This window comes from Actinocrinis sp., assembly GCF_035650855.1.
Taxonomy (GTDB): domain Bacteria; phylum Actinomycetota; class Actinomycetes; order Streptomycetales; family Catenulisporaceae; genus Actinocrinis.
In genome coordinates, this window is sequence record NZ_DASRGV010000085.1 from 1 (window position 1) to 17,594 (window position 17,594).

The 17,594-nt window shown below is 69.3% G+C and carries 19 protein-coding genes and 1 tRNA gene; 12 read left to right on the plus strand and 8 right to left on the minus strand.

Annotated features, from left to right (window positions below; genetic code table 11):
- Positions 1-276 (plus strand): heterodisulfide reductase-related iron-sulfur binding cluster (locus VFB40_RS06795; protein ID WP_324848440.1); only part of this gene is annotated, 276 nt, incomplete at its 5' end.
- 131 nt (positions 277-407) lie between these two features.
- Positions 408-1,037: a hypothetical protein gene (locus tag VFB40_RS06800; protein ID WP_324848441.1), complete on the plus strand. Its 630-nt coding sequence runs from the start codon at positions 408-410 to the stop codon at positions 1,035-1,037.
- A 61-nt stretch (positions 1,038-1,098) separates the two neighbouring features.
- Here VFB40_RS06800 and VFB40_RS06805 read toward each other — a convergent pair whose 3' ends face one another.
- From VFB40_RS06805 to dcd, 3 genes are all read right to left on the minus strand, one after another.
- Positions 1,099-1,974 carry a hypothetical protein gene (locus tag VFB40_RS06805; RefSeq protein WP_324848442.1) on the minus strand — a complete coding sequence of 292 codons (876 nt, stop codon included), beginning with the start codon at positions 1,972-1,974 and terminating at the stop codon, positions 1,099-1,101.
- 78 nt (positions 1,975-2,052) lie between these two features.
- On the minus strand, positions 2,053-2,514 hold the full coding sequence (locus VFB40_RS06810) for a hypothetical protein (protein ID WP_324848443.1): 462 nt from the start codon (positions 2,512-2,514) through the stop codon (positions 2,053-2,055).
- Positions 2,515-2,555: 41 nt separating this feature from the next.
- Complete coding sequence (gene dcd / locus VFB40_RS06815) at positions 2,556-3,134, minus strand: dCTP deaminase (protein WP_324839053.1); 579 nt, start codon at positions 3,132-3,134, stop codon at positions 2,556-2,558.
- Between the two features lie 150 nt (positions 3,135-3,284).
- Here dcd and VFB40_RS06820 point away from each other — a divergent pair.
- Positions 3,285-3,358, plus strand: a tRNA-Gly gene (locus VFB40_RS06820).
- A 65-nt stretch (positions 3,359-3,423) separates the two neighbouring features.
- Here the strand turns inward: VFB40_RS06820 and VFB40_RS06825 are convergent.
- From VFB40_RS06825 to VFB40_RS06845, 5 genes are all read right to left on the minus strand, one after another.
- Entirely contained in the window at positions 3,424-3,939 is a 516-nt protein-coding gene (locus VFB40_RS06825; protein ID WP_324848444.1) for a hypothetical protein, read from the minus strand.
- 207 nt (positions 3,940-4,146) lie between these two features.
- Entirely contained in the window at positions 4,147-4,626 is a 480-nt protein-coding gene (locus tag VFB40_RS06830; RefSeq protein WP_324848445.1) for a cupin domain-containing protein, read from the minus strand.
- A 42-nt stretch (positions 4,627-4,668) separates the two neighbouring features.
- Positions 4,669-5,139: a pyridoxamine 5'-phosphate oxidase family protein gene (locus tag VFB40_RS06835; RefSeq protein WP_324848446.1), complete on the minus strand. Its 471-nt coding sequence runs from the start codon at positions 5,137-5,139 to the stop codon at positions 4,669-4,671.
- A gap of 128 nt (positions 5,140-5,267) precedes the next feature.
- Complete coding sequence (locus VFB40_RS06840; RefSeq protein ID WP_324848447.1) at positions 5,268-5,933, minus strand: HAD family hydrolase; 666 nt, start codon at positions 5,931-5,933, stop codon at positions 5,268-5,270.
- An 8-nt stretch (positions 5,934-5,941) separates the two neighbouring features.
- Positions 5,942-6,523, minus strand: coding sequence for a nitroreductase family protein (locus VFB40_RS06845; RefSeq protein WP_324848448.1), 582 nt, complete (start codon positions 6,521-6,523; stop codon positions 5,942-5,944).
- A 63-nt stretch (positions 6,524-6,586) separates the two neighbouring features.
- Here VFB40_RS06845 and purD point away from each other — a divergent pair, with 63 nt between their 5' ends.
- The 9 genes from purD to purF all read left to right on the plus strand — a co-directional run bounded on the left by purD (position 6,587) and on the right by purF (position 17,592).
- Positions 6,587-7,849 carry a phosphoribosylamine--glycine ligase gene (purD, locus tag VFB40_RS06850; protein WP_324848449.1) on the plus strand — a complete coding sequence of 421 codons (1,263 nt, stop codon included), beginning with the start codon at positions 6,587-6,589 and terminating at the stop codon, positions 7,847-7,849.
- Positions 7,850-8,347: 498 nt separating this feature from the next.
- Positions 8,348-9,430, plus strand: coding sequence for a hypothetical protein (locus tag VFB40_RS06855; protein WP_324848450.1), 1,083 nt, complete (start codon positions 8,348-8,350; stop codon positions 9,428-9,430).
- A 176-nt stretch (positions 9,431-9,606) separates the two neighbouring features.
- Positions 9,607-10,917: an adenylosuccinate lyase gene (gene purB / locus VFB40_RS06860; protein WP_324848451.1), complete on the plus strand. Its 1,311-nt coding sequence runs from the start codon at positions 9,607-9,609 to the stop codon at positions 10,915-10,917.
- 1 nt (position 10,918) lies between these two features.
- Positions 10,919-11,938 (plus strand): phosphoribosylaminoimidazolesuccinocarboxamide synthase, encoded by a 1,020-nt coding sequence (locus VFB40_RS06865; RefSeq protein WP_324848452.1) that lies wholly within the window; start codon positions 10,919-10,921, stop codon positions 11,936-11,938.
- A 352-nt stretch (positions 11,939-12,290) separates the two neighbouring features.
- Positions 12,291-12,584, plus strand: coding sequence for a phosphoribosylformylglycinamidine synthase subunit PurS (gene purS, locus VFB40_RS06870; RefSeq protein WP_324848453.1), 294 nt, complete (start codon positions 12,291-12,293; stop codon positions 12,582-12,584).
- Positions 12,584-13,270, plus strand: a complete 687-nt coding sequence (gene purQ, locus VFB40_RS06875) for a phosphoribosylformylglycinamidine synthase subunit PurQ (RefSeq protein ID WP_324848454.1) — start codon at positions 12,584-12,586, stop codon at positions 13,268-13,270. Before purS ends, purQ begins: the two co-directional genes overlap by 1 nt.
- The gene (gene purL, locus VFB40_RS06880) at positions 13,270-15,600 is read left to right on the plus strand and encodes a phosphoribosylformylglycinamidine synthase subunit PurL (protein ID WP_324848455.1); all 2,331 of its coding nucleotides are present in this window, start codon (positions 13,270-13,272) and stop codon (positions 15,598-15,600) included. Before purQ ends, purL begins: the two co-directional genes overlap by 1 nt.
- 14 nt (positions 15,601-15,614) lie before the next feature.
- Positions 15,615-15,947 carry a sterol carrier family protein gene (locus tag VFB40_RS06885; protein ID WP_324848456.1) on the plus strand — a complete coding sequence of 111 codons (333 nt, stop codon included), beginning with the start codon at positions 15,615-15,617 and terminating at the stop codon, positions 15,945-15,947.
- Between the two features lie 151 nt (positions 15,948-16,098).
- The gene (gene purF / locus VFB40_RS06890; RefSeq protein ID WP_324848457.1) at positions 16,099-17,592 is read left to right on the plus strand and encodes an amidophosphoribosyltransferase; all 1,494 of its coding nucleotides are present in this window, start codon (positions 16,099-16,101) and stop codon (positions 17,590-17,592) included.
- Positions 17,593-17,594: the final 2 nt, after the last annotated feature.

Here is a 17,594-nt window from a genome sequence, read left to right on the forward strand (position 1 = left end):
ATGTGGATGGAGGAGCGGATCGGCAAGCGCATCAACACCGAGCGGGTGGACGAGGCGCTGTCCACCAACCCGGACGTCATCTCCACGGCCTGCCCGTACTGCCTGGTGATGCTCGGTGACTCGATCACCGCGCGCAAGCAGTCCGGGGAGGTGCCGGAGTCGATGGAAGTGGTCGACGTCTCCCAACTGCTGCTGCGCTCGGTCAAGCAGCCGGATGCGCACGAAGCCGACACCCTCGCTTCGGTCGGCGCGTCGTCAGGGTCCTCCTCCGCGTAATCCAGGACCCGCACACGGGCATCTCAGTCGCCTAACTGACGGAGCTTCCATCACGGTCCCGCTGTCACACGGCGTCAGATTCGCTAGGCTCCGCAGTTGCCTTGTGAGTTCCCGTGTGTGGAGGTCCGGTCATGTCGGTCGAGTCGCGAGCGCCCGAGTCCGCGGCGCCGGAAGCGGCCACCGAGCGTGGCCGCGTGCGGCTGTGGTTCGCAGCCCTCTTCCGTGCCCTGTTCATCATTGTCCTGACGCTCGCGGTCCTGGCCGCACTCGGGTACGTCGCGGACGTCGGGCTGCATCGGGTTACGCACACCACCCGATCTAACGCGATCTATCAGCACATATACGAGGTCGATGTCGTCGTTGACGGAGACGGATCGGTGGCCGTGACAGGCTCGCCGAGCACGCAGCGCGAGGTGGCTCTGGACGAGACCGACCGGTCGACCATCTTCGACAGTCCGCAGCGCGCGGTGAGTGTGATCGCAGGGACGCTGTTCGTTTCCGTGCGTTGCCCCGACTCGCTCTGCACGGCGAACGTCATGCTGAGCACGCCTCCTGACACGCGCGTCAACATACGTGTGGGTAACGCACTGCGACTCGATGAGGCGAACGTCGCAATCAGCAATCTGACTGGACCCGTTGATGTGTCGGCCTGGCCGGCGAACGTCACGGTGAAGGACTCCAGTTCGCTGGTCACCGGCATGGTCGCCGGATCACTGACGTGCGGCGTCCCGGCCGTGTGCATCGTGCAGGTCCCGCGTTAACTGACGCGGTCACCGCTCACGTGGTCACTACTCACGCATTCGCCGCTCACGCACTCGCTACTCACGCGCCGACCGGAAACCCATCCTCATCTAGCAACACGCCGCCGATCACCTCAGCCAGCAGCACCGCTGCGTTACGCACTCGCTCGATGAGTGAGGCCGTCTCGACCGCCGTCGCCTGCTTCACGCAGCTGAAGCGGTACACCGTGTGCGGCCAACCGTCGTCCGCACGCGAGCGCAGTGCGTATGGGAGGAACTCGTCGGCACCGAACGGCTGGACGCGAATCTCCAGGGCGCCGGGCCGGTCAAGGGAGTAATCGTTAGCCGCGAGGGCGCCGTTTCGTCCCAGGTCCGGGATCGCCAGACCGAGTACCGACCGCAGCACTTGCCAAGGCAGCGCTTCGTGCCCGTATACGCAGTACACGGTCTCATGTGGCTCCGCGACGTAAGGCGGGCAGCCGGGCAGACGCGCCGCGCCGCCGAGCAGCCGGGCCAGCCCAGTCACCAGAGACCACGCCAGTGCCTCCGGTCCGGTCGGGATGTCGCGCGGGTAGCGCCTGCGCAGCGCCTCCGCGTTGCGGCCGTCCGGGATACGCACCCGGCGCCTGGGAGCCTCGGCCACGTAACCGGTCGACCAACCGCCAGGCAGTTCCGCCTGCGCGGCCAGCGTCGGATCCAGACGGAACGGCCCGTGCCAGCGCACCCCGTCCGCGACATGCAGCACGTCGTGCTCATCGCGCGTCGGTGTCGGATTCCACGTGCGTACCAGCGCCTCGATCGACGCGGCGGTGCGTGGCCCGGCCAGCAGCAGCACGGGATTGCCGCTCAGCAGTCGCTCCGGATCGGCCGGCCGCTCCTCGGGCCGCCGCAGACCCGGAACCGTGCGCGCGTGCAGCGGCCCGGTGACCCGGGACAGGCTCAGGCTCCAACGCTCCATGGCCTCACTGTCGCAGCGCGACGTGTGGGAACGCGGAGCGCAGGCCGATAAATCACCCGTATCGGCTCAACCGTTGCGCTACCAGAGCGAGCCCCACGTCGCGTCCGCCAGGGACTCCACGCCGATCCGAGCGCCGTCTGCCCCGACCAACACGCCGCCGGTCACCTCCACCAGCGTCTTGGCCAGCCGATAACGCAGCCGGTCCGAGCCGGGACCCAGCGACGCGACCGAGATCTGATAGCTCGTCAGCAGCGAGGCGTCCCAGCCGGAATCGGACAACGCCGCGGGCAGCTCCCCGAACAGCGGGTCCTGCGTCACTTCCAGGACGAACGTGGCCACCGTGTCCGAAATCGTCGCGCTGTAGCCCGGCGCTCCCGCCCCGAACTCCTCGGCGCCGGCGCTGTCCTCAGGCACCATCGCGCAGAACGTATCGCCAGTTCCGAACGCACTGACTGCCGCCAACACCTTGTCCGGGTCCGCAAGCCGCGGTGCGTACACCGTCACCGCGTCCGGGTCCTCGGCGCCCATAGGCCAACGCATGGCTGCCCCACCCCCCGCTTCACTTCTCGATCTTCAGCGCCTCACGAGACCTTCGTGCGATGAAAGTTCAAGTACGACCGCGACGGCGTCGGCCCCCGCTGCCCCTGGTACCGCGATCCGTATACCGCCGACCCATACGGATGCTCGGCAGGAGAGGACAGCCGGAACATGCACAGCTGCCCGATCTTCATCCCCGGCCACAGCTTGATCGGCAGCGTGGCGACGTTCGACAGCTCCAGCGTCACATGCCCGGAGAACCCCGGGTCGATGAACCCCGCCGTGGAGTGAGTAAGCAGCCCCAGTCGCCCCAAGCTCGACTTGCCCTCCAGCCGCGACGCGATGTCGTCCGGCAGGGTGATGACCTCATAGGTCGACCCCAGCACGAACTCCCCCGGGTGCAGGATGAACGGCTCGTCCCCCTCGGGCTCGACCAGCCGCGTCAGATCCGGCTGCTCCTGCGCCGGGTCGATGTGCGGGTACCGGTGGTTCTCGAACACCCGGAAGAACCGGTCCAGCCGCACGTCGATGGACGACGGCTGCACCATCGAGTCGTCGAACGGCTCGACCCGCACCCGTCCTGCCCCGATTTCCGAGCGCAGGTCCTTGTCTGAGAGCAACACCCACCGACCGTATCGCGCCACCCGCGGCCCGACCAACCAGTCCGCGTCCCGCGCCACCCCGCGGCCGCCAATGCAACGCCACCCGGCGTCGCCGTCTGGTAACCTAGCCCTCGGCCCGCCCCCAAGGGCAGGCCACAGCAGGCAGGTCCTGCGGGTGTAGTTCAATGGTAGAACATCAGCTTCCCAAGCTGACAGCGCGGGTTCGATTCCCGTCACCCGCTCCAAAACGACAGGCCAGGTCAGTCCGGTATCGGACCGCCTGGCCTTTCTGCTTGCCCAGCCCGCTTTCTCAGCCCGCTGACTGAGCCGCAATGGACAGTCCGCGGGCGTAACCGACGCGCGCGTTGATGTCGTAGAGCTGCGCGACCGACGAGACCGGCAGCTGCACCTGATGCAGCAGGCCCGGCCCCTGGACCACGACCTGCGCGAAGCCCTCGGTGCGCTCCTCCTTCGCGAGGAGGAAGAGCAGGCCCAGCAGGCAGAAGAAAAAGAAGATCACGGTGCACACGATCGCCCAGGTCGGGATCGACTTGGTGGTGCGCGACATGTCGGTGAACGACCAGGTGACCCGGCCGATGGGGGCGCGGCCGCTCGGCGTGATCACTTCCGTCTGGGTGCACACGATGTCGCCGATGGTCACCAGCGTCATCGCGGGACCGCCGGCCTGAGGTACGCCCGGGTAGGAGTAGGAGCCGGAGTTCGTGTTCTGCCAACCTGGCGGGGGCGCGTCCCACGGTCCGGAGCCGGACGACGGACCCCAGCCTGGCCCTGCGCCGGGATCCCCTGGGGGCATAGGTGTGCTCATCGCGGATCCCGTTCCCGTCTGTTCGATCGCCCGGCCCTGATGCTCTGTCGGCCGCGAAGTCCGAGAGGGCGACGGCCGTGCGACTCGCCCCCTCGACCCGTCGCTGCTCATGCCGAGGTTACCGCGAGATCTGCCTGGTCGGCGTCTCGTTACGGGATTGTGCGGCGGACCTTGACCGGCTCGCTCTTGCCCACGCTGCCTATGTGCTTACTCGGCGCGGAACTGGTCGTGCCTCGCGAAGAGCTCCGTCCACTCGTCGTACGAAAGGGCGCGGCCGGACTCGGCGACCTCGGCCAGTTCGCGGAAGTACTTTTCGCGCGGCGGGGCCGGGGCGAAGAGGATGAGCATCGACGCCGGCGAGTCCGCGTCGTTGCGGAACGCGTGGACGCCGTTCTGCGGGACGTACAGGAAATCGCCGGGGCGCGCGCTGACCCACCGGTCGCCGTCGAAGAGGCCGACCGTTCCGCTCATCACATAGAAGGACTCGGAAAAGGTCTTGTGGAAGTGCGGATCCGGCCCGCCGCCGTTCTCTGACAGGTTCCACTCGAACAGGCCGAACTGGCCATGGGTGACCGAACCCGGCGCGACGAAGCGCGTCGACGCGCCTGACTTGAAGTTGATCTGCTCGACGTCCGCGGCCGCGCGGTATCGGGCAGTGCCGCGCTGCGCCTCTGTGGGGTACGACATTGCTCCTCCGGTCTCCTCTGCGCGTTGCTAAGCGATTGCGGGTCAGCGGCGCTCCTCCCGGATCGCCTCACCGGGATGCCAGGTCTGGATGCGCAGGTAGTCGTTGGCCGGGGACAGCGAGGTGAGTACGACCTGGGTGAGGTCGAGGTGGAAGAGGTGGAACGGGCCCGGGTCGCCTTCCATGCCGTCGAGGGCGGCGCCCTTGAGCTGTGGGTCGGTGATCTCGGTGGCTGTCCCCGCGAGCTTCGCGTCGCCGCCGGCCATCGATCCGTCGCCCGGGTTGGCGTGCAGTGCGAAGCGGCCGTCCCTGCGCAGATCGAGGGCCTTCATCGCGTTGAGCATCGAGCCGATGGTGAGGTTCGGCCCGACGAGGCTCACTTCCGTGCCGCTGACGCGCGGCGATCCGTCCTGGCGCAACGTGGCGAGGACGTGGTGCTTCGTCGCGGCGAAGCGTGCCCACACGGCCTCCGCGAACTCCGGTTCCGCCTGCGCGAACTGCTCCCAGGTTGCCATGCCTACAAGTCTCGCCGCCCGCACCGACAATCGTGATGGACGCGACCGCGACCGCGACCGCGACCGCGACTGCGACTGCGACCGGGCCCGGGATCGCAGCCGCGATCCGGATCATTCCGGCCGGTCGGTCACGCGTCGGCGAGCAGCTTGAGGGCGTCGGCGATCGAGGAGCAGATGTGGTGCGGCTGGGGGTCCGCCGTGGTCAGCGCATAGTCGCCCTGCAGCCAAACCGTCCGCAGCCCGGCGCCCACTCCGCCCGCCACGTCAGCGTCCAGCGTGTCGCCGACCATCCAGCCGTTGCGCTGGCCCAGCTGCACTCCCAGCTTGGCGGCCGCCTGCTCGAAGATCCGCCGTTCCGGCTTGCGGGAGCCTTCCGCCTCGGAGATGAACACGCCGTCGACCAGGTCGCGCAGCCCCACCTGGTCGATCTTCGCGCTCTGCATGGTCGTCGCACCGTTCGTGACGATGCCTAACCGCCAACCGTCTGCCCGTAGCAGCCGCAGTCCCTCCGCTACCGCATCATCCAGTGCGAAGTAACGCGGATACGTCTCGGTCACGTCCCGGACCAGCTGCTCGACGCTGTCCGACAGCTGGAAGTGGCGCTTGAAGTCGGCCGCGTATTCGGTCCAGGTCGCCGCGATCGAGCTCTTCACCGCGAGGAAGTCCACCGCGGCCGGGTCCAGCCCGCGGTCCGCGACGAAGTGCTCGGCCCATTCCCGCAGTGCGCCGCTCTGGTCCACGAGGGTGTTGTCGAGGTCGAAGAAGGCGAACTTGGGGGCCGTCGTCTTGGCCATCGCACTGCTCAACGCGACCACGTCCCGTAATGCACCATGCTCTCGATCGGGCTGCGGCGGGCGCGCAGGTCACGCTTCTCGGTCTCGGCGTCGTAACCGATCGCGATGGCGCCGATCGGCTCGTAGTCGTCCGGTACCCCGAACGCGTTCTTGAACGGTTGTACCTGCTCGGGCACGATCCCGAAATAAAGCGCCCCCAGGCCTTCGTCGACCACAGTGAGCAGTTGCAGCATTGCCGCCATTCCAGTGTCGATATGCCAGAACGGAACCGGCCACCGTGACTCGTCGCGGTCCGTCCACCCCTTATCCGGCTGTGCGTAACGGTCAAGGTATACGCGCTTGCAAGAGAACGGAATGATGACCAGCGGCGCGGTACGCACTGAGTCGGACACCGCGTCCGAGCCGAACTGCCAGAACTTCTCCAGGTCCGCGTCGCGCAGCACGAGCCATGCCTGCCCCTGCGAAAAACCCGCCGAGGGTGCACGCGTTCCGTTGTGCAGGATCCGCTCCAACGCTTCCTCAGGCACCGGGCGGCTGGAGTCGAAGGTACGGACCATCCTGCGCTTGCGGATCGCGTCCTGAAGTTCCATGCCGTTGACCTTATGCGCGCCCGGACGGCCTGCGTCAAGCCCGGTGGCTTATAGGGTGGGTGCGTGAAGATCCTGGTCATCGGTGGCGGCGGACGCGAGCACGCCATCTGCCACGCGCTAAGCCTCGACGAGTCCGTGACCGCGCTGTACTGCGCCCCTGGCAACCCCGGAATCGCCGCGGTCGCCGAGTTGCACCCGGTGAATCCACTCGATCCAGACGCGGTCGCGAAACTTGCCGTTGAGCTTGGCGCCGACCTCGTCGTCGTCGGCCCAGAGGCACCGCTCGTAGCAGGTGTCGCAGATGCCGTACGCGAGGCAGGCATCGCCGTCTTCGGCCCGTCAAAGGCGGCTGCGCAACTTGAAGGCTCGAAAGCGTTCTCAAAGGACGTGATGGCCGCGGCCGGCGTACCGACCGCCGAAGCTTTCGTGTGTTCGACGCCTGAGGAAGCCGCGCGTGCGTTGGACGCCTTCGGTCCGCCGTACGTCGTCAAGGACGATGCACTCGCGGCGGGTAAGGGCGTCGTGGTGACGGAAGACCGGGACGCCGCACTCGCCCACGCGAACGCGTGCGTCCGCGTCGTGATCGAGGAGTATCTCGACGGGCCGGAGGTCTCGCTGTTCGCGCTGACCGACGGCACCACGGTCTTGCCGCTGCAGCCCGCTCAGGACTTCAAGCGAGTGGGCGACGACGATGAGGGACCGAACACCGGCGGCATGGGCGCCTACTCGCCGCTGCCCTGGGCGCCGGAGAACCTGGTTGCCGAAGTCCTGGAGCGCGTGCTGCAACCGACTGTCGATGAGCTGCGCCGCCAAGGCACGCCGTTCGTCGGCCTTCTCTACGCGGGGCTCGCTCTCACGAAGCGTGGCGTGCGAGTCATCGAGTTCAACGCGCGCTTCGGCGACCCGGAGACGCAAGTGGTTCTGCCGCTGCTCAAGAGTCCGCTCGCGCAGCTGCTGCACCATGCGGCGACGGGAACGCTGGGCGAGGTCGAGCCGCTTCAGTGGCACGACGGCGCTGCGGTCACCGTCGTGCTTGCCGCGGCCGGCTACCCGGGCACGCCTCGCGGCGGTGATCGGATCACGGGCACCGACGAAGCCGAGGCAACCGGTGCGGTAACCGTGTATCACGCCGGTACGGCAACGAACGATGCGGGAGAGCTCGTCGCATCCGGTGGCCGCGTGCTCGCCGTGACGGGCCGAGCGGCCGATCTCGCGAGTGCTCGCGATCTGGCGTACGCCGCGCTCGGCCGGATCGAGCTGTCCGGTGGACACCACCGAACGGACATCGCGGCCAAAGCGATCTCGGGTCTGATCAGCGTTCCGTGACAGATCCGCAACCGTCCGTAGATGCTCTGCGGTTACGCTTCTGACCACGCGGTTCAGTCGGATCAAGAACCTCACCCGAACGAGCGGAAAAGCCGACGGCCCGCATGCCCACAATTCTCGGCCGGCGCTACGCTGCGAAGCAGGGAGCGTTTCACGCGCTCGGCCATCGCAAGGATCGCGCTGGCTGATCGGCGGCGCGACCGGGGTGTTTGAGTGGGCAGGGCCGCAATCGGCCGACCCGCGGTGTCCCGGCCGGCGGCTCGGCGATCCCGCGTTCACGATTCGGGGTGAGCACGGTTGACCGCGGCCTCGACCAGCGCCGTCCGCCAGGCCCGCGCCATTACGCGGATCTGCCGGCTGGCCGCGGGTTGCTGGATCGCGGCCGCCGGTGCCATATCGGCCGCTGCTCTTTCCGTCCTGCCACTCCTTATCGGCCTACTCGCCACAGCGCTGATAGCCGCGCTCTGCGTGTGGCCACTGCTGCGTTTCCATCGCATCGTGCCGCCGCTTTCACCCACGGTCGCTCCGGAGGACGGCGGTTACGGCGAACTGATGCTCGCGGTACGCCAGGTCACGGCCGCTCTCGGGGTGAGCGAGCCGGCCGGCCTCGAGCTGTCCCCGGACTGCGACGCCTGGCTCGAACCACGGCCCGAGGGCCCGGTCCTGGTCATCGGAGCGCCGTTCCTTTGGTGGCTGCGGGTCAGCGAACTGCGCGGGCTGCTCGCTCCAGTGCTGGCCGGCATGGACGCGGCCCACGACGCCCTCATCGGCAAAGCGCGCAGGCTCGTCCGCAGACTCGACATCGCCGAGGTCCACGGCTGCCCGCCGTGGCCGCGCTCCGTGATCGTCGCGGTGGCCGAGGCCTGCCGGATCCGCGCTGAGGCCATGGAGCGCGCGATCGGTGCGGCGGCGGCCGAGCGGGCGCGCATCGTCGAACCGGCGAGCCGCGTCTACGCCCACGAGCAGGCCGGGCTGGTCGCGGTCGGCTGGGACCGACTGCTGACGAGGCTCGCCATGCCGGCCTGGCGCCGCGGACAAGCGCCAGAGACGCTGAACGCCGCGCTGGTGGCCGCGCTTACCGAACTCGGCCAGCGCGACCGGGTCGGGCTCGGCCTCGCGGACCGGCTCACCGAACGCCCGGCCTGTGATCTGCTCGACGAGCCGGGCGATGTGGACCGTGCCGTGTCAGCGCTCGCGCCTCTTGTCTACGAAGGGAAGCGGATCGACCAGCCGCTGCCGTGGTCGCGTTACGTGGCCGAGGTAGCCGAGCCGGCGCTGCGCGCGGAGGCGGCGGACGCTCCGGACCATCCGTTGATAGCGAAGGTCCGCGCGCTGCTTGAGGCCGACGCCGGGCCGCACGGCCTCGGCGAACTCGCCGCCGGCCTGCGCGCCGTGATGCAGTGCGGAATGGTCGACCTCGATCTCGCGCAGTGGGACGTCGACTGGCTCGACGGTGTGATCCTGCGCGATGGGGCCGGGCACGTCGTGCCGGTCGACGAGCTCGTCCACGGCCTGTTGGACAACGCCGATTTCGCCGCGCTGCGGGATTGGATCGCGCACGCGGGCGGCCTCCGAGCCTGATTCGCGCGCCACGGCCCTCTCCACCGCCGCCTGCGCATCCGTGGGGCGAATCAGTTATCCACAGCCCTTATCCACAGCTTCACGACGAAATCCGCGCGGCCACTTGCGCTCATGGAGAATGGACTTCGGCGGGCCAGGTCTGTCCCGCTGAACTCGTTGATAAGGAGCAGTCCGCCGTGATCGGACGGTACACCCTCCCGGAAATGGGCCGCGTGTGGAGCGAGGCCCACAAATACGAGCTGTGGTGCCAGGTCGAGACCCTGGTGATGGAAGCGCACGCCGCCGCAGGAACGGTGCCGGCCGATGCGCTGGAAGCCGTGCGCAAAGCACCTGCCCCGACGCCGGAGGCGGTCGCCGAGATCGAGGCAGTCACCCAGCACGACGTGATCGCGTTCCTCTCCGCCTGGGCCGACAACACCGAACCGCGCGAGGCGGCCGCCTACGTGCACTTCGGGATGACCTCTTCCGACCTGCTCGACACCGGTCTCGCCCTCCAACTGGTGGAGGCGAGCGATCTGCTCCTGGAGAAGGCGGACCGGCTGGTGGCGGTGCTCCGCGACCACGCGCTCGCGCATCGCGGCACGCTGCGCGTGGGGCGCACGCACGGCATCCACGGCGAGCCGGACGTCTGGGGCCACCGGGTGGCGGACTTCGCCTTCGCGGTCGCGCGGTCGCGTGACCGGATCCGTACCGCGCGCGCGGCAGTGGGCGTGATGGCGATCTCCGGAGCGGTCGGTACGTACTCGAACATCGATCCGGCCGTGGAGCAGTACGTCGCGGGCAAGCTCGGGCTGAAGGCGGCGGAGGTCTCAACCCAGGTGGTCATCCGGGACGGGATCTCCGAGTGGGTCAGCGCGCTGGCGGTCATGGCCACCGTGCTCGAGGCCATCGCCCTGGAAGTGCGGCACGGGCAGCGCACCGAAGTGCGGGAGCTCTGGGAACCCTTCGGCAAGGGCCAGAAGGGCTCCTCCGCCATGCCGCACAAGAAGAACCCGATCATGTCGGAGCGGCTGGCCGGCCTGGCGCGCATCGTGCGCGCCCAGGTCGTGCCGGTCATGGAGGGCATCCCGCTGTGGCACGAGCGGGACATCTCGCACTCCTCCACCGAACGCGTGGCGCTGCCGGACGCCTCCATCGGGCTCGACTACATGCTCAATCTGACGATCCGCCTGATGAGCGGGCTGGTGGTGGACGCCGACCGGATGAAGGCGAACCTGGAATCCACCGGCGGGCTGATCTACACCTCCACCGTCCTGCTGGAACTGGTCGAGATGGGTCTTGCCCGCGACACCGAGGCATACCCGCTCACCCAGCGCGCGGCCATGAAGACCTGGGAGACCGGGCGCCCGTTCCGCGAGACGCTGCGCGAGGAAGCGGCGACGGCGGGCCTGAAGATCGACGAGGCCCGGCTCGACGAGGTGTGCCGCCCCGAGCGGTTCGTCGCGAACCTGTCCGGCATGTTCGACCGGCTGGCGGAGCTGAGCTGACATGGCGACGACTCCTCCTTCCGCGGCGTCCGAGTCCGCTCCCGACCCGACCGCCCAAGCAACAAGCACTCCAGCAACAAGCACCGCGGCCCCGACCACTACCGCGACAAGCACCACGCCGGCAACCGACGGCGCCGCAATCCCCGGCGCAGTGCACCTCGGCTCCGGAAAGATCCGCGAACTCTACGCAGTCGGCGATCACCTGCTCCTGGTCGCCTCCGACCGGATCTCGGCCTTCGACTACGTCCTGGAGACGCCCATCCCGGACAAGGGCCGAATCCTGACCCAGCTTTCGCTCTGGTGGTTCGAGCGTCTGGCGGACCTGGTCCCGAACCACGTGATCTCGGCCGATCCCGAGCAGTACCCGGCCGAACTGGCCGGCGCCGCGGACGCGCTGCGCGGCCGGTCGATGCTCTGCGAGCGGCTCGACATGCTCCTGATCGAGTGTGTCGCCCGCGGTTACCTGGCCGGCTCGGGTCTCGCCGAGTACCGGGTGTCCGGCACGGTGTGCGGACTCCCGCTCCCCGAAGGGCTGGTGGACGGCTCACGGCTGGAGGAGCCGCTGTTCACCCCTGCAGCAAAGGCGGATCTGGGCGAGCACGACGAGAACATCTCCTTTGCCGAGGTCGTCGAGCGCACGGGCGCCGCGATCGCCGAGGAACTGCGCCGCCTCACGCTGACCGTGTATTCGGCCGCCCGGGACATCGCGCTGGACCGCGGGATCGTCCTGGCGGACACGAAGTTCGAGTTCGGCAGGCGGGCCGACGGCACGATCGTGCTCGCCGACGAGGTGCTGACCCCGGACTCATCCCGGTTCTGGCCGATCGACCAGTGGCAGCCCGGGCGGTCGCAGCCGTCGTTCGACAAGCAGTTCGTGCGCGACTGGCTGACTTCCCCGGAGTCCGGCTGGGACCCGAAGTCCGACCAGCCCCCGCCCCCGCTGCCGCCCGAGGTGGTGGAGCGCACCCGGGACCGGTACGTCGAGGCCTACGAGCGCCTCACCGGCCGCCGCTTCCAGTAGCAGCGCGCCGCGGGTCTCCGTAGCGAGCCCAGCGCCGCCGGACTCGAGCTCGTGTGCCCGGGTCCGGCAGCGCTGGGGTGGTCCGCGGCTCGCGGCGCCGTTAGCCGCCCATCCGGCCCGGCTAGCCGCCAGGTCCGTCCGCCCGCGAGCTCTCCGGCTCTATCCGCAGGCTCGCGGTGGAGCTCCGGCCTGGCCAACCGGCTGGTCGGTCGGGCATTCGCACCTGGGTGACGGGAGTCGGTGCGGCAGGGCCATCGGCCGCGCCCAGGTAGGCTTTGTCTTACCGCCAACAGCAGGACAGCCCGCGGCCGTGGGCTGCCGAGAGCCGTTGCAGACACCAGTGGGAGTGCACATGGCACGTGTCGTGGTCGATGTCATGCTAAAGCCGGAAATTCTTGATCCCCAGGGACAGGCCGTGCAGCGGGCACTGCCCCGACTGGGCTTCGACGGCATCGTGGACGTGCGCCAGGGCAAGCGCTTCGAGATCGAACTTGACGGCCCGGCGGACGACGCCGCACTGGCCCGGGCCCGCGAGATCGCTGAGAAGCTGCTCGCCAATACGGTGATCGAGCAATTCGAGGTGCGCTTCGACGGCGCAGTGGACTCGGCCGCGGCTGCAACTTCGACCGAGCGGACGGCCGGCTGATGTCCGCACGCATCGGTGTGGTCACCTTCCCCGGCAGTCAGGACGACCAGGACGCGCTGCGGGCGGTCGCCCTCGTCGGCGCGGAGCCGGTCGCGCTCTGGCACCGCGAGGCCGACCTGCGTCAGGTCGACGCGGTCATCCTGCCGGGCGGCTTCTCTTACGGCGACTACCTGCGTGCCGGAGCCATCGCGCGCTTCTCGCCGGTGATGGAAGCGGTCATCGCCGGTGCACGGGAAGGTCTGCCCGTGCTCGGCATCTGCAACGGCTTCCAGGTGCTCTGCGAATCGCACCTGCTGCCCGGCGCGCTGATCCGCAACGGCGGCATGCTCTTCATCAACCGCGACGAGCGGCTGCGCGTCGAGTCAACGGCGACCGCGTGGACCGCCGACTACTCCGTCGGCCAGGAGATCCTGATCCCGATCAAAAACGGCGAGGGCCGGTTCACCGCCGACGAGCACACGCTCGACGAGCTCGAAGCCGAGGGCCGGGTCATCGCGCGCTACCTCGACAACCCGAACGGCTCGGCCCGCGACATCGCCGGGATCGCCAACGCCGCCGGCAACGTCGTCGGCCTGATGCCGCACCCGGAGCACGCCGTCGAAGAGCTGACCGGGCCTTACCCCGGCCCCGCGACCGACGGACTGCCCTTCTTCACCTCGATCCTCAAGCAGCTGGTGGCCGCCTGATGACTACTCAGCCCGCGCAGAGCGCCCCGCAGCACTACACGGTCGATACCGTCGAGAACGCCGCCGTGACGCCTGAGGTCGAGCAGCCCTACGAGGCGCTCGGCGTAAAGCCCGACGAATACGACCGCATCCGCGAGATCCTGGGCCGCCGGCCCACCTCCTCCGAGCTGGCGATGTACTCGGTCATGTGGTCCGAGCACTGCTCCTACAAGTCCTCGAAGGTGCACCTCAAGCAGTTCGGCGAGAAGGCCCCCGAGGTCGACTTCCTGCTGGTCGGACCGGGGGAGAACGCCGGGGTCGTGGACGTCGGCGGCGACTTGGCCGTCACCTTCAAGATCGAGTCGCACAACCACCCCTCCTACGTCGAGCCGTACCAGGGTGCGGCCACCGGCGTCGGCGGCATCGTCCGCGACATCCTGACCATGGGCGCCCGGCCGATCGCAGTTATGGACCCGCTGCGTTTCGGCGCGGCCGACGCCGCGGACACGCACCGGGTGCTTCCGGGCGTGGTGCGCGGCATCGGCGGCTACGGCAACTCGCTCGGCCTGCCCAACATCGGCGGCGAGATCGTCTTCGACCCCTGCTACGCGGGCAACCCGCTGGTGAACGCGCTCGCGGTCGGCGTCATGAAGAAGAGCGAGATCAAGCTCGCCCAGGCGCACGGACCCGGCAACAAGGTGGTGCTGTTCGGCGCGCGCACCGGCGGAGACGGGATCGGCGGCGCCTCGGTGCTGGCCTCGGCCACCTTCGACGACGGCCGGCCTTCAAAGCGCCCCTCGGTCCAGGTCGGCGACCCCTTCATGGAGAAGGTCCTGATCGAGTGCTGCCTGGAGATCTTCGCCGAGGATCTCGTAGTCGGCATCCAGGACCTCGGCGCGGCCGGGCTGTCCTGCGCGACCACCGAGCTCGCGGCCGCCGGGATGGTGAGCGCGGGCGTCGGCGGCATGGACGTCCAACTCGACCTCGCCCCGCTGCGGGACGCCACGCTGGTGCCCGAAGAGATCCTGATGAGCGAGTCGCAGGAGCGGATGATGGCGGTGGTCATCCCCGCCAACGTAGAGCGCTTCTTCGCGCTCTGCGAGAAGTGGGACGTCACCGCGACCGTCATCGGCACGGTCACCGACACCGGCCGGCTGCGGATGACCTGGCACGGCGAGACGATCGTCGACGTCGATCCGCGCACCCTCGCGCACCAGGGCCCGGTCTACCACCGTCCCTACCACCGCCCGGACTGGCAGGACGGCCTCCAGGCCGCCGCGCCCGACTCGCTCAGCCGCCCGAAGACAGGCGAGGAGCTGCGCGAGACCGTGCTGCGGCTGCTGGCCAGCCCGAACCTCGCGGACAAGCGCTGGGTGGTCGAGCAGTATGACCACCGGGTGCGCGGCAACACGGTCCTCGCGCACGGCGAGGACTCCGGGATGCTCCGCCTCGACGAGGAATCGAACCTCGGCATCGCGCTGGCCACCGACGGGAACGGCCGCTACACCAAGCTCGACCCGTACGCCGGCGCGCAGCTCGCGCTCGCCGAGGCGTACCGCAACGTGGCCGCCACCGGCGCCAGGCCGCTCGCGGTCACCGACTGCCTCAACTTCGGCTCCCCGGAGGACCCCGAGGTCATGTGGCAGTTCGCCGAGGCGACCCGCGGGCTGGCCGACGCCTGCCAGGTGCTCGGCACGCCGGTCACCGGAGGCAATGTCTCCTTCTATAACCAGACACAGCGTTCTGCCTCAAGTGCCGGCGGGGCTGTATCCCAGGCGATCCACCCGACCCCGATCGTCGGAGTCCTGGGCGTGATCGACGACGTCACCCGGCGCACCCGCCTCGCCTTCGAGGACGAGGGCGACATCCTGCTGCTGCTCGGCGACACCCGCGACGAGTTCGGCGGCTCGGAGTGGGCGCACGTCGTGCACGGCCACCTCGGCGGCCTGCCGCCCACGGTCGACCTGGAGCGCGAGCGGCTGCTCGCCGAGGTGCTGATCGCCGGTTCCCGCGACGGGATGCTCTCGGCCGCGCACGACCTGTCCGACGGCGGGCTGATCCAGGCGATCGTCGAGTCGGCGCTCCGGGGCGGCCACGGCGCTCGGATCGTGCTGCCCGACGAGCTCGACCCGTTCGTCGCCCTCTTCTCCGAGTCCGCCGGCCGGGCCGTCGTCGCCGTGCCGCGCAGCGAGGAGTTGAGGTTCACCGACATGTGCCGGTTCCGCGGGCTTCCGGTCGCGCGGATCGGCGTCGTCGACGGCGACGCGGTGGAGGTGCAGGGCCAGTTCTCCATCCCGCTTGAGGAACTGCGTCGCGCGCACACCGGTACCTTCCCGGCGCTCTTCGGCTAGGCCACGATCAGCTGATGGACCGTCAGGAGCTGAGCGCCGCCCGCGCCGGGCTCGTCCCCGGCGACCGGGCGGCGCTCAGCGCACTCGTCAAGACCAGCGTGCGGGCCTTCGCCGAGCGCAGCCCCGGCCACGCCGTCGAGCTGCGGGTGCCGCCGTTCGTCGCCGTGCAGTGCATCGAAGGGCCGCGGCACACCCGGGGCACGCCCCCGAACGTCGTCGAACTCGACGCCGCCACCTGGCTCGACCTGGCGCTCGGCGACCTGGACTGGGCGGAAGGCGTCGCCACCGGTCGGATCAGCGCCAGCGGGCCGCGCAGCGACCTGTCCGCTTACCTGCCTTTCCCGTGAGCGATCGAGCACTGTCCGACACGATGGGATGAAAGCAGGTCGCGCCCCGGTGCCCGGTCGCATGAGGTTGACGTTGCGATATAAACCGACGGTCTACCAGCGGTATCAACCGACGGTCTGAAAGCGCCCGCCGATCACGTAAGCTGGAAGCGTGACTCGCCCTGACGGACGTCTCTCTCACGAAACCTTCCCCCACGAAAAAGGCCCGCAGGACGCCTGCGGGGTGTTCGGGGTGTGGGCTCCGGGGGAGGAAGTCGCCAAGCTCAGCTACTTCGGCCTCTACGCCCTGCAGCACCGCGGCCAGGAATCAGCCGGCATCGCGGTGTCCAACGGCACCCAGATCCTGGTCTACAAGGACATGGGCCTGGTCTCCCAGGTCTTCGACGAAGCCACGCTCGGCTCGCTGCAGGGCCACCTGGCGATCGGCCACACCCGCTACTCCACCACCGGCTCCTCGGTCTGGGAGAACGCCCAGCCGACCTTCCGCGCCACCGGCCACGGCGCGCTCGCGCTCGGCCACAACGGCAACCTCACCAACACCGCCGAGCTGGCCCGCCTGGTCTCCGAGGCCAGGGCCAACGGTGAGCTGATCGGCAAGGACCGCGGCGCCACCTCGGACAGCGACCTGATGACCGAGCTGCTGGCCAGCCAGACCGGCCGGTCGATCGAGGACGCTGCCGCCGACATCCTGCCCCAGGTGCGCGGCGCCTTCTCGCTCGTCTTCATGGACGAGACCACCCTCTACGCGGCCCGGGACCCGCAGGGTATCCGGCCGCTGGTGCTCGGCCGGCTGGAACGCGGCTACGTCGTGGCCAGCGAGACCGCCGCGCTCGACATCGTCGGCGCCGCTTACGTGCGCGAGGTCGAGCCCGGCGAGCTCATCGCCGTGGACGAGAACGGCCTGCGCAGCCGGCGCTTCGCCGTGCCGGACCCCAAGGGCTGCGTCTTCGAGTACGTCTACCTGGCCCGCCCCGACACCACGATCGCCGGACGCTCCGTCAACGCCTCGCGGGTCGAGATGGGCCGCCGGCTGGCCCGCGAGCACCCGGTCGAGGCCGACCTGGTGATCCCGACCCCCGAGTCCGGCACCCCCGCCGCGATCGGATACGCCGAGCAGTCCGGCATCCCCTACGGCCAGGGCCTGGTCAAGAACGCCTACGTCGGACGCACCTTCATTCAGCCGAGCCAGACGATCCGTCAGCTGGGCATCCGCCTCAAGCTCAACCCGCTGCGCGAGGTCATCGAGGGCAAGCGCCTGGTGGTGGTCGACGACTCGATCGTGCGCGGTAACACGCAGCGCGCGCTCGTCCGGATGCTGCGTGAGGCAGGCGCGAAGGAAGTACACGTCCGGATCTCCTCGCCGCCGGTGAAGTGGCCGTGCTTCTACGGCATCGACTTCGCCACCCGCGCCGAGCTGATCGCCAACGGCCTGAGCACCGAGGAGATCGCCGCGTCCCTGGGCGCCGACTCGCTCGGCTACATCTCCCTCGAGGGCATGGTCGAGGCGACCACGATCCCGACGCAGCGCCTGTGCCGCGCCTGCTTCGACGGCGTCTACCCGGTCGAGCTGCCCAACCCGGAACAGCTCGGCAAGCACCTGCTCGAGGTGCCCGCCGCGGCGGCCTCCGCCCTCGCCCGGCCCTGACC

Excerpts from the sequence above, each read along its gene's own strand:
- VFB40_RS06800 (WP_324848441.1), top strand. The coding sequence starts at position 408 with ATGTCGGTCGAGTCGCGAGCGCCCGAGTCCGCGGCGCCGGAAGCGGCC.
- VFB40_RS06805 (WP_324848442.1), bottom strand. The coding sequence starts at position 1,974 with ATGGAGCGTTGGAGCCTGAGCCTGTCCCGGGTCACCGGGCCGCTGCAC.
- VFB40_RS06810 (WP_324848443.1), bottom strand. The coding sequence starts at position 2,514 with ATGCGTTGGCCTATGGGCGCCGAGGACCCGGACGCGGTGACGGTGTAC.
- VFB40_RS06825 (WP_324848444.1), bottom strand. The coding sequence starts at position 3,939 with ATGAGCACACCTATGCCCCCAGGGGATCCCGGCGCAGGGCCAGGCTGG.
- VFB40_RS06830 (WP_324848445.1), bottom strand. The coding sequence starts at position 4,626 with ATGTCGTACCCCACAGAGGCGCAGCGCGGCACTGCCCGATACCGCGCG.
- VFB40_RS06835 (WP_324848446.1), bottom strand. The coding sequence starts at position 5,139 with ATGGCAACCTGGGAGCAGTTCGCGCAGGCGGAACCGGAGTTCGCGGAG.
- VFB40_RS06840 (WP_324848447.1), bottom strand. The coding sequence starts at position 5,933 with ATGGCCAAGACGACGGCCCCCAAGTTCGCCTTCTTCGACCTCGACAAC.
- VFB40_RS06845 (WP_324848448.1), bottom strand. The coding sequence starts at position 6,523 with ATGGAACTTCAGGACGCGATCCGCAAGCGCAGGATGGTCCGTACCTTC.
- VFB40_RS06865 (WP_324848452.1), top strand. The coding sequence starts at position 10,919 with ATGGCGACGACTCCTCCTTCCGCGGCGTCCGAGTCCGCTCCCGACCCG.
- purS (WP_324848453.1), top strand. The coding sequence starts at position 12,291 with ATGGCACGTGTCGTGGTCGATGTCATGCTAAAGCCGGAAATTCTTGAT.
- purQ (WP_324848454.1), top strand. The coding sequence starts at position 12,584 with ATGTCCGCACGCATCGGTGTGGTCACCTTCCCCGGCAGTCAGGACGAC.
- purL (WP_324848455.1), top strand. The coding sequence starts at position 13,270 with ATGACTACTCAGCCCGCGCAGAGCGCCCCGCAGCACTACACGGTCGAT.
- VFB40_RS06885 (WP_324848456.1), top strand. The coding sequence starts at position 15,615 with ATGGACCGTCAGGAGCTGAGCGCCGCCCGCGCCGGGCTCGTCCCCGGC.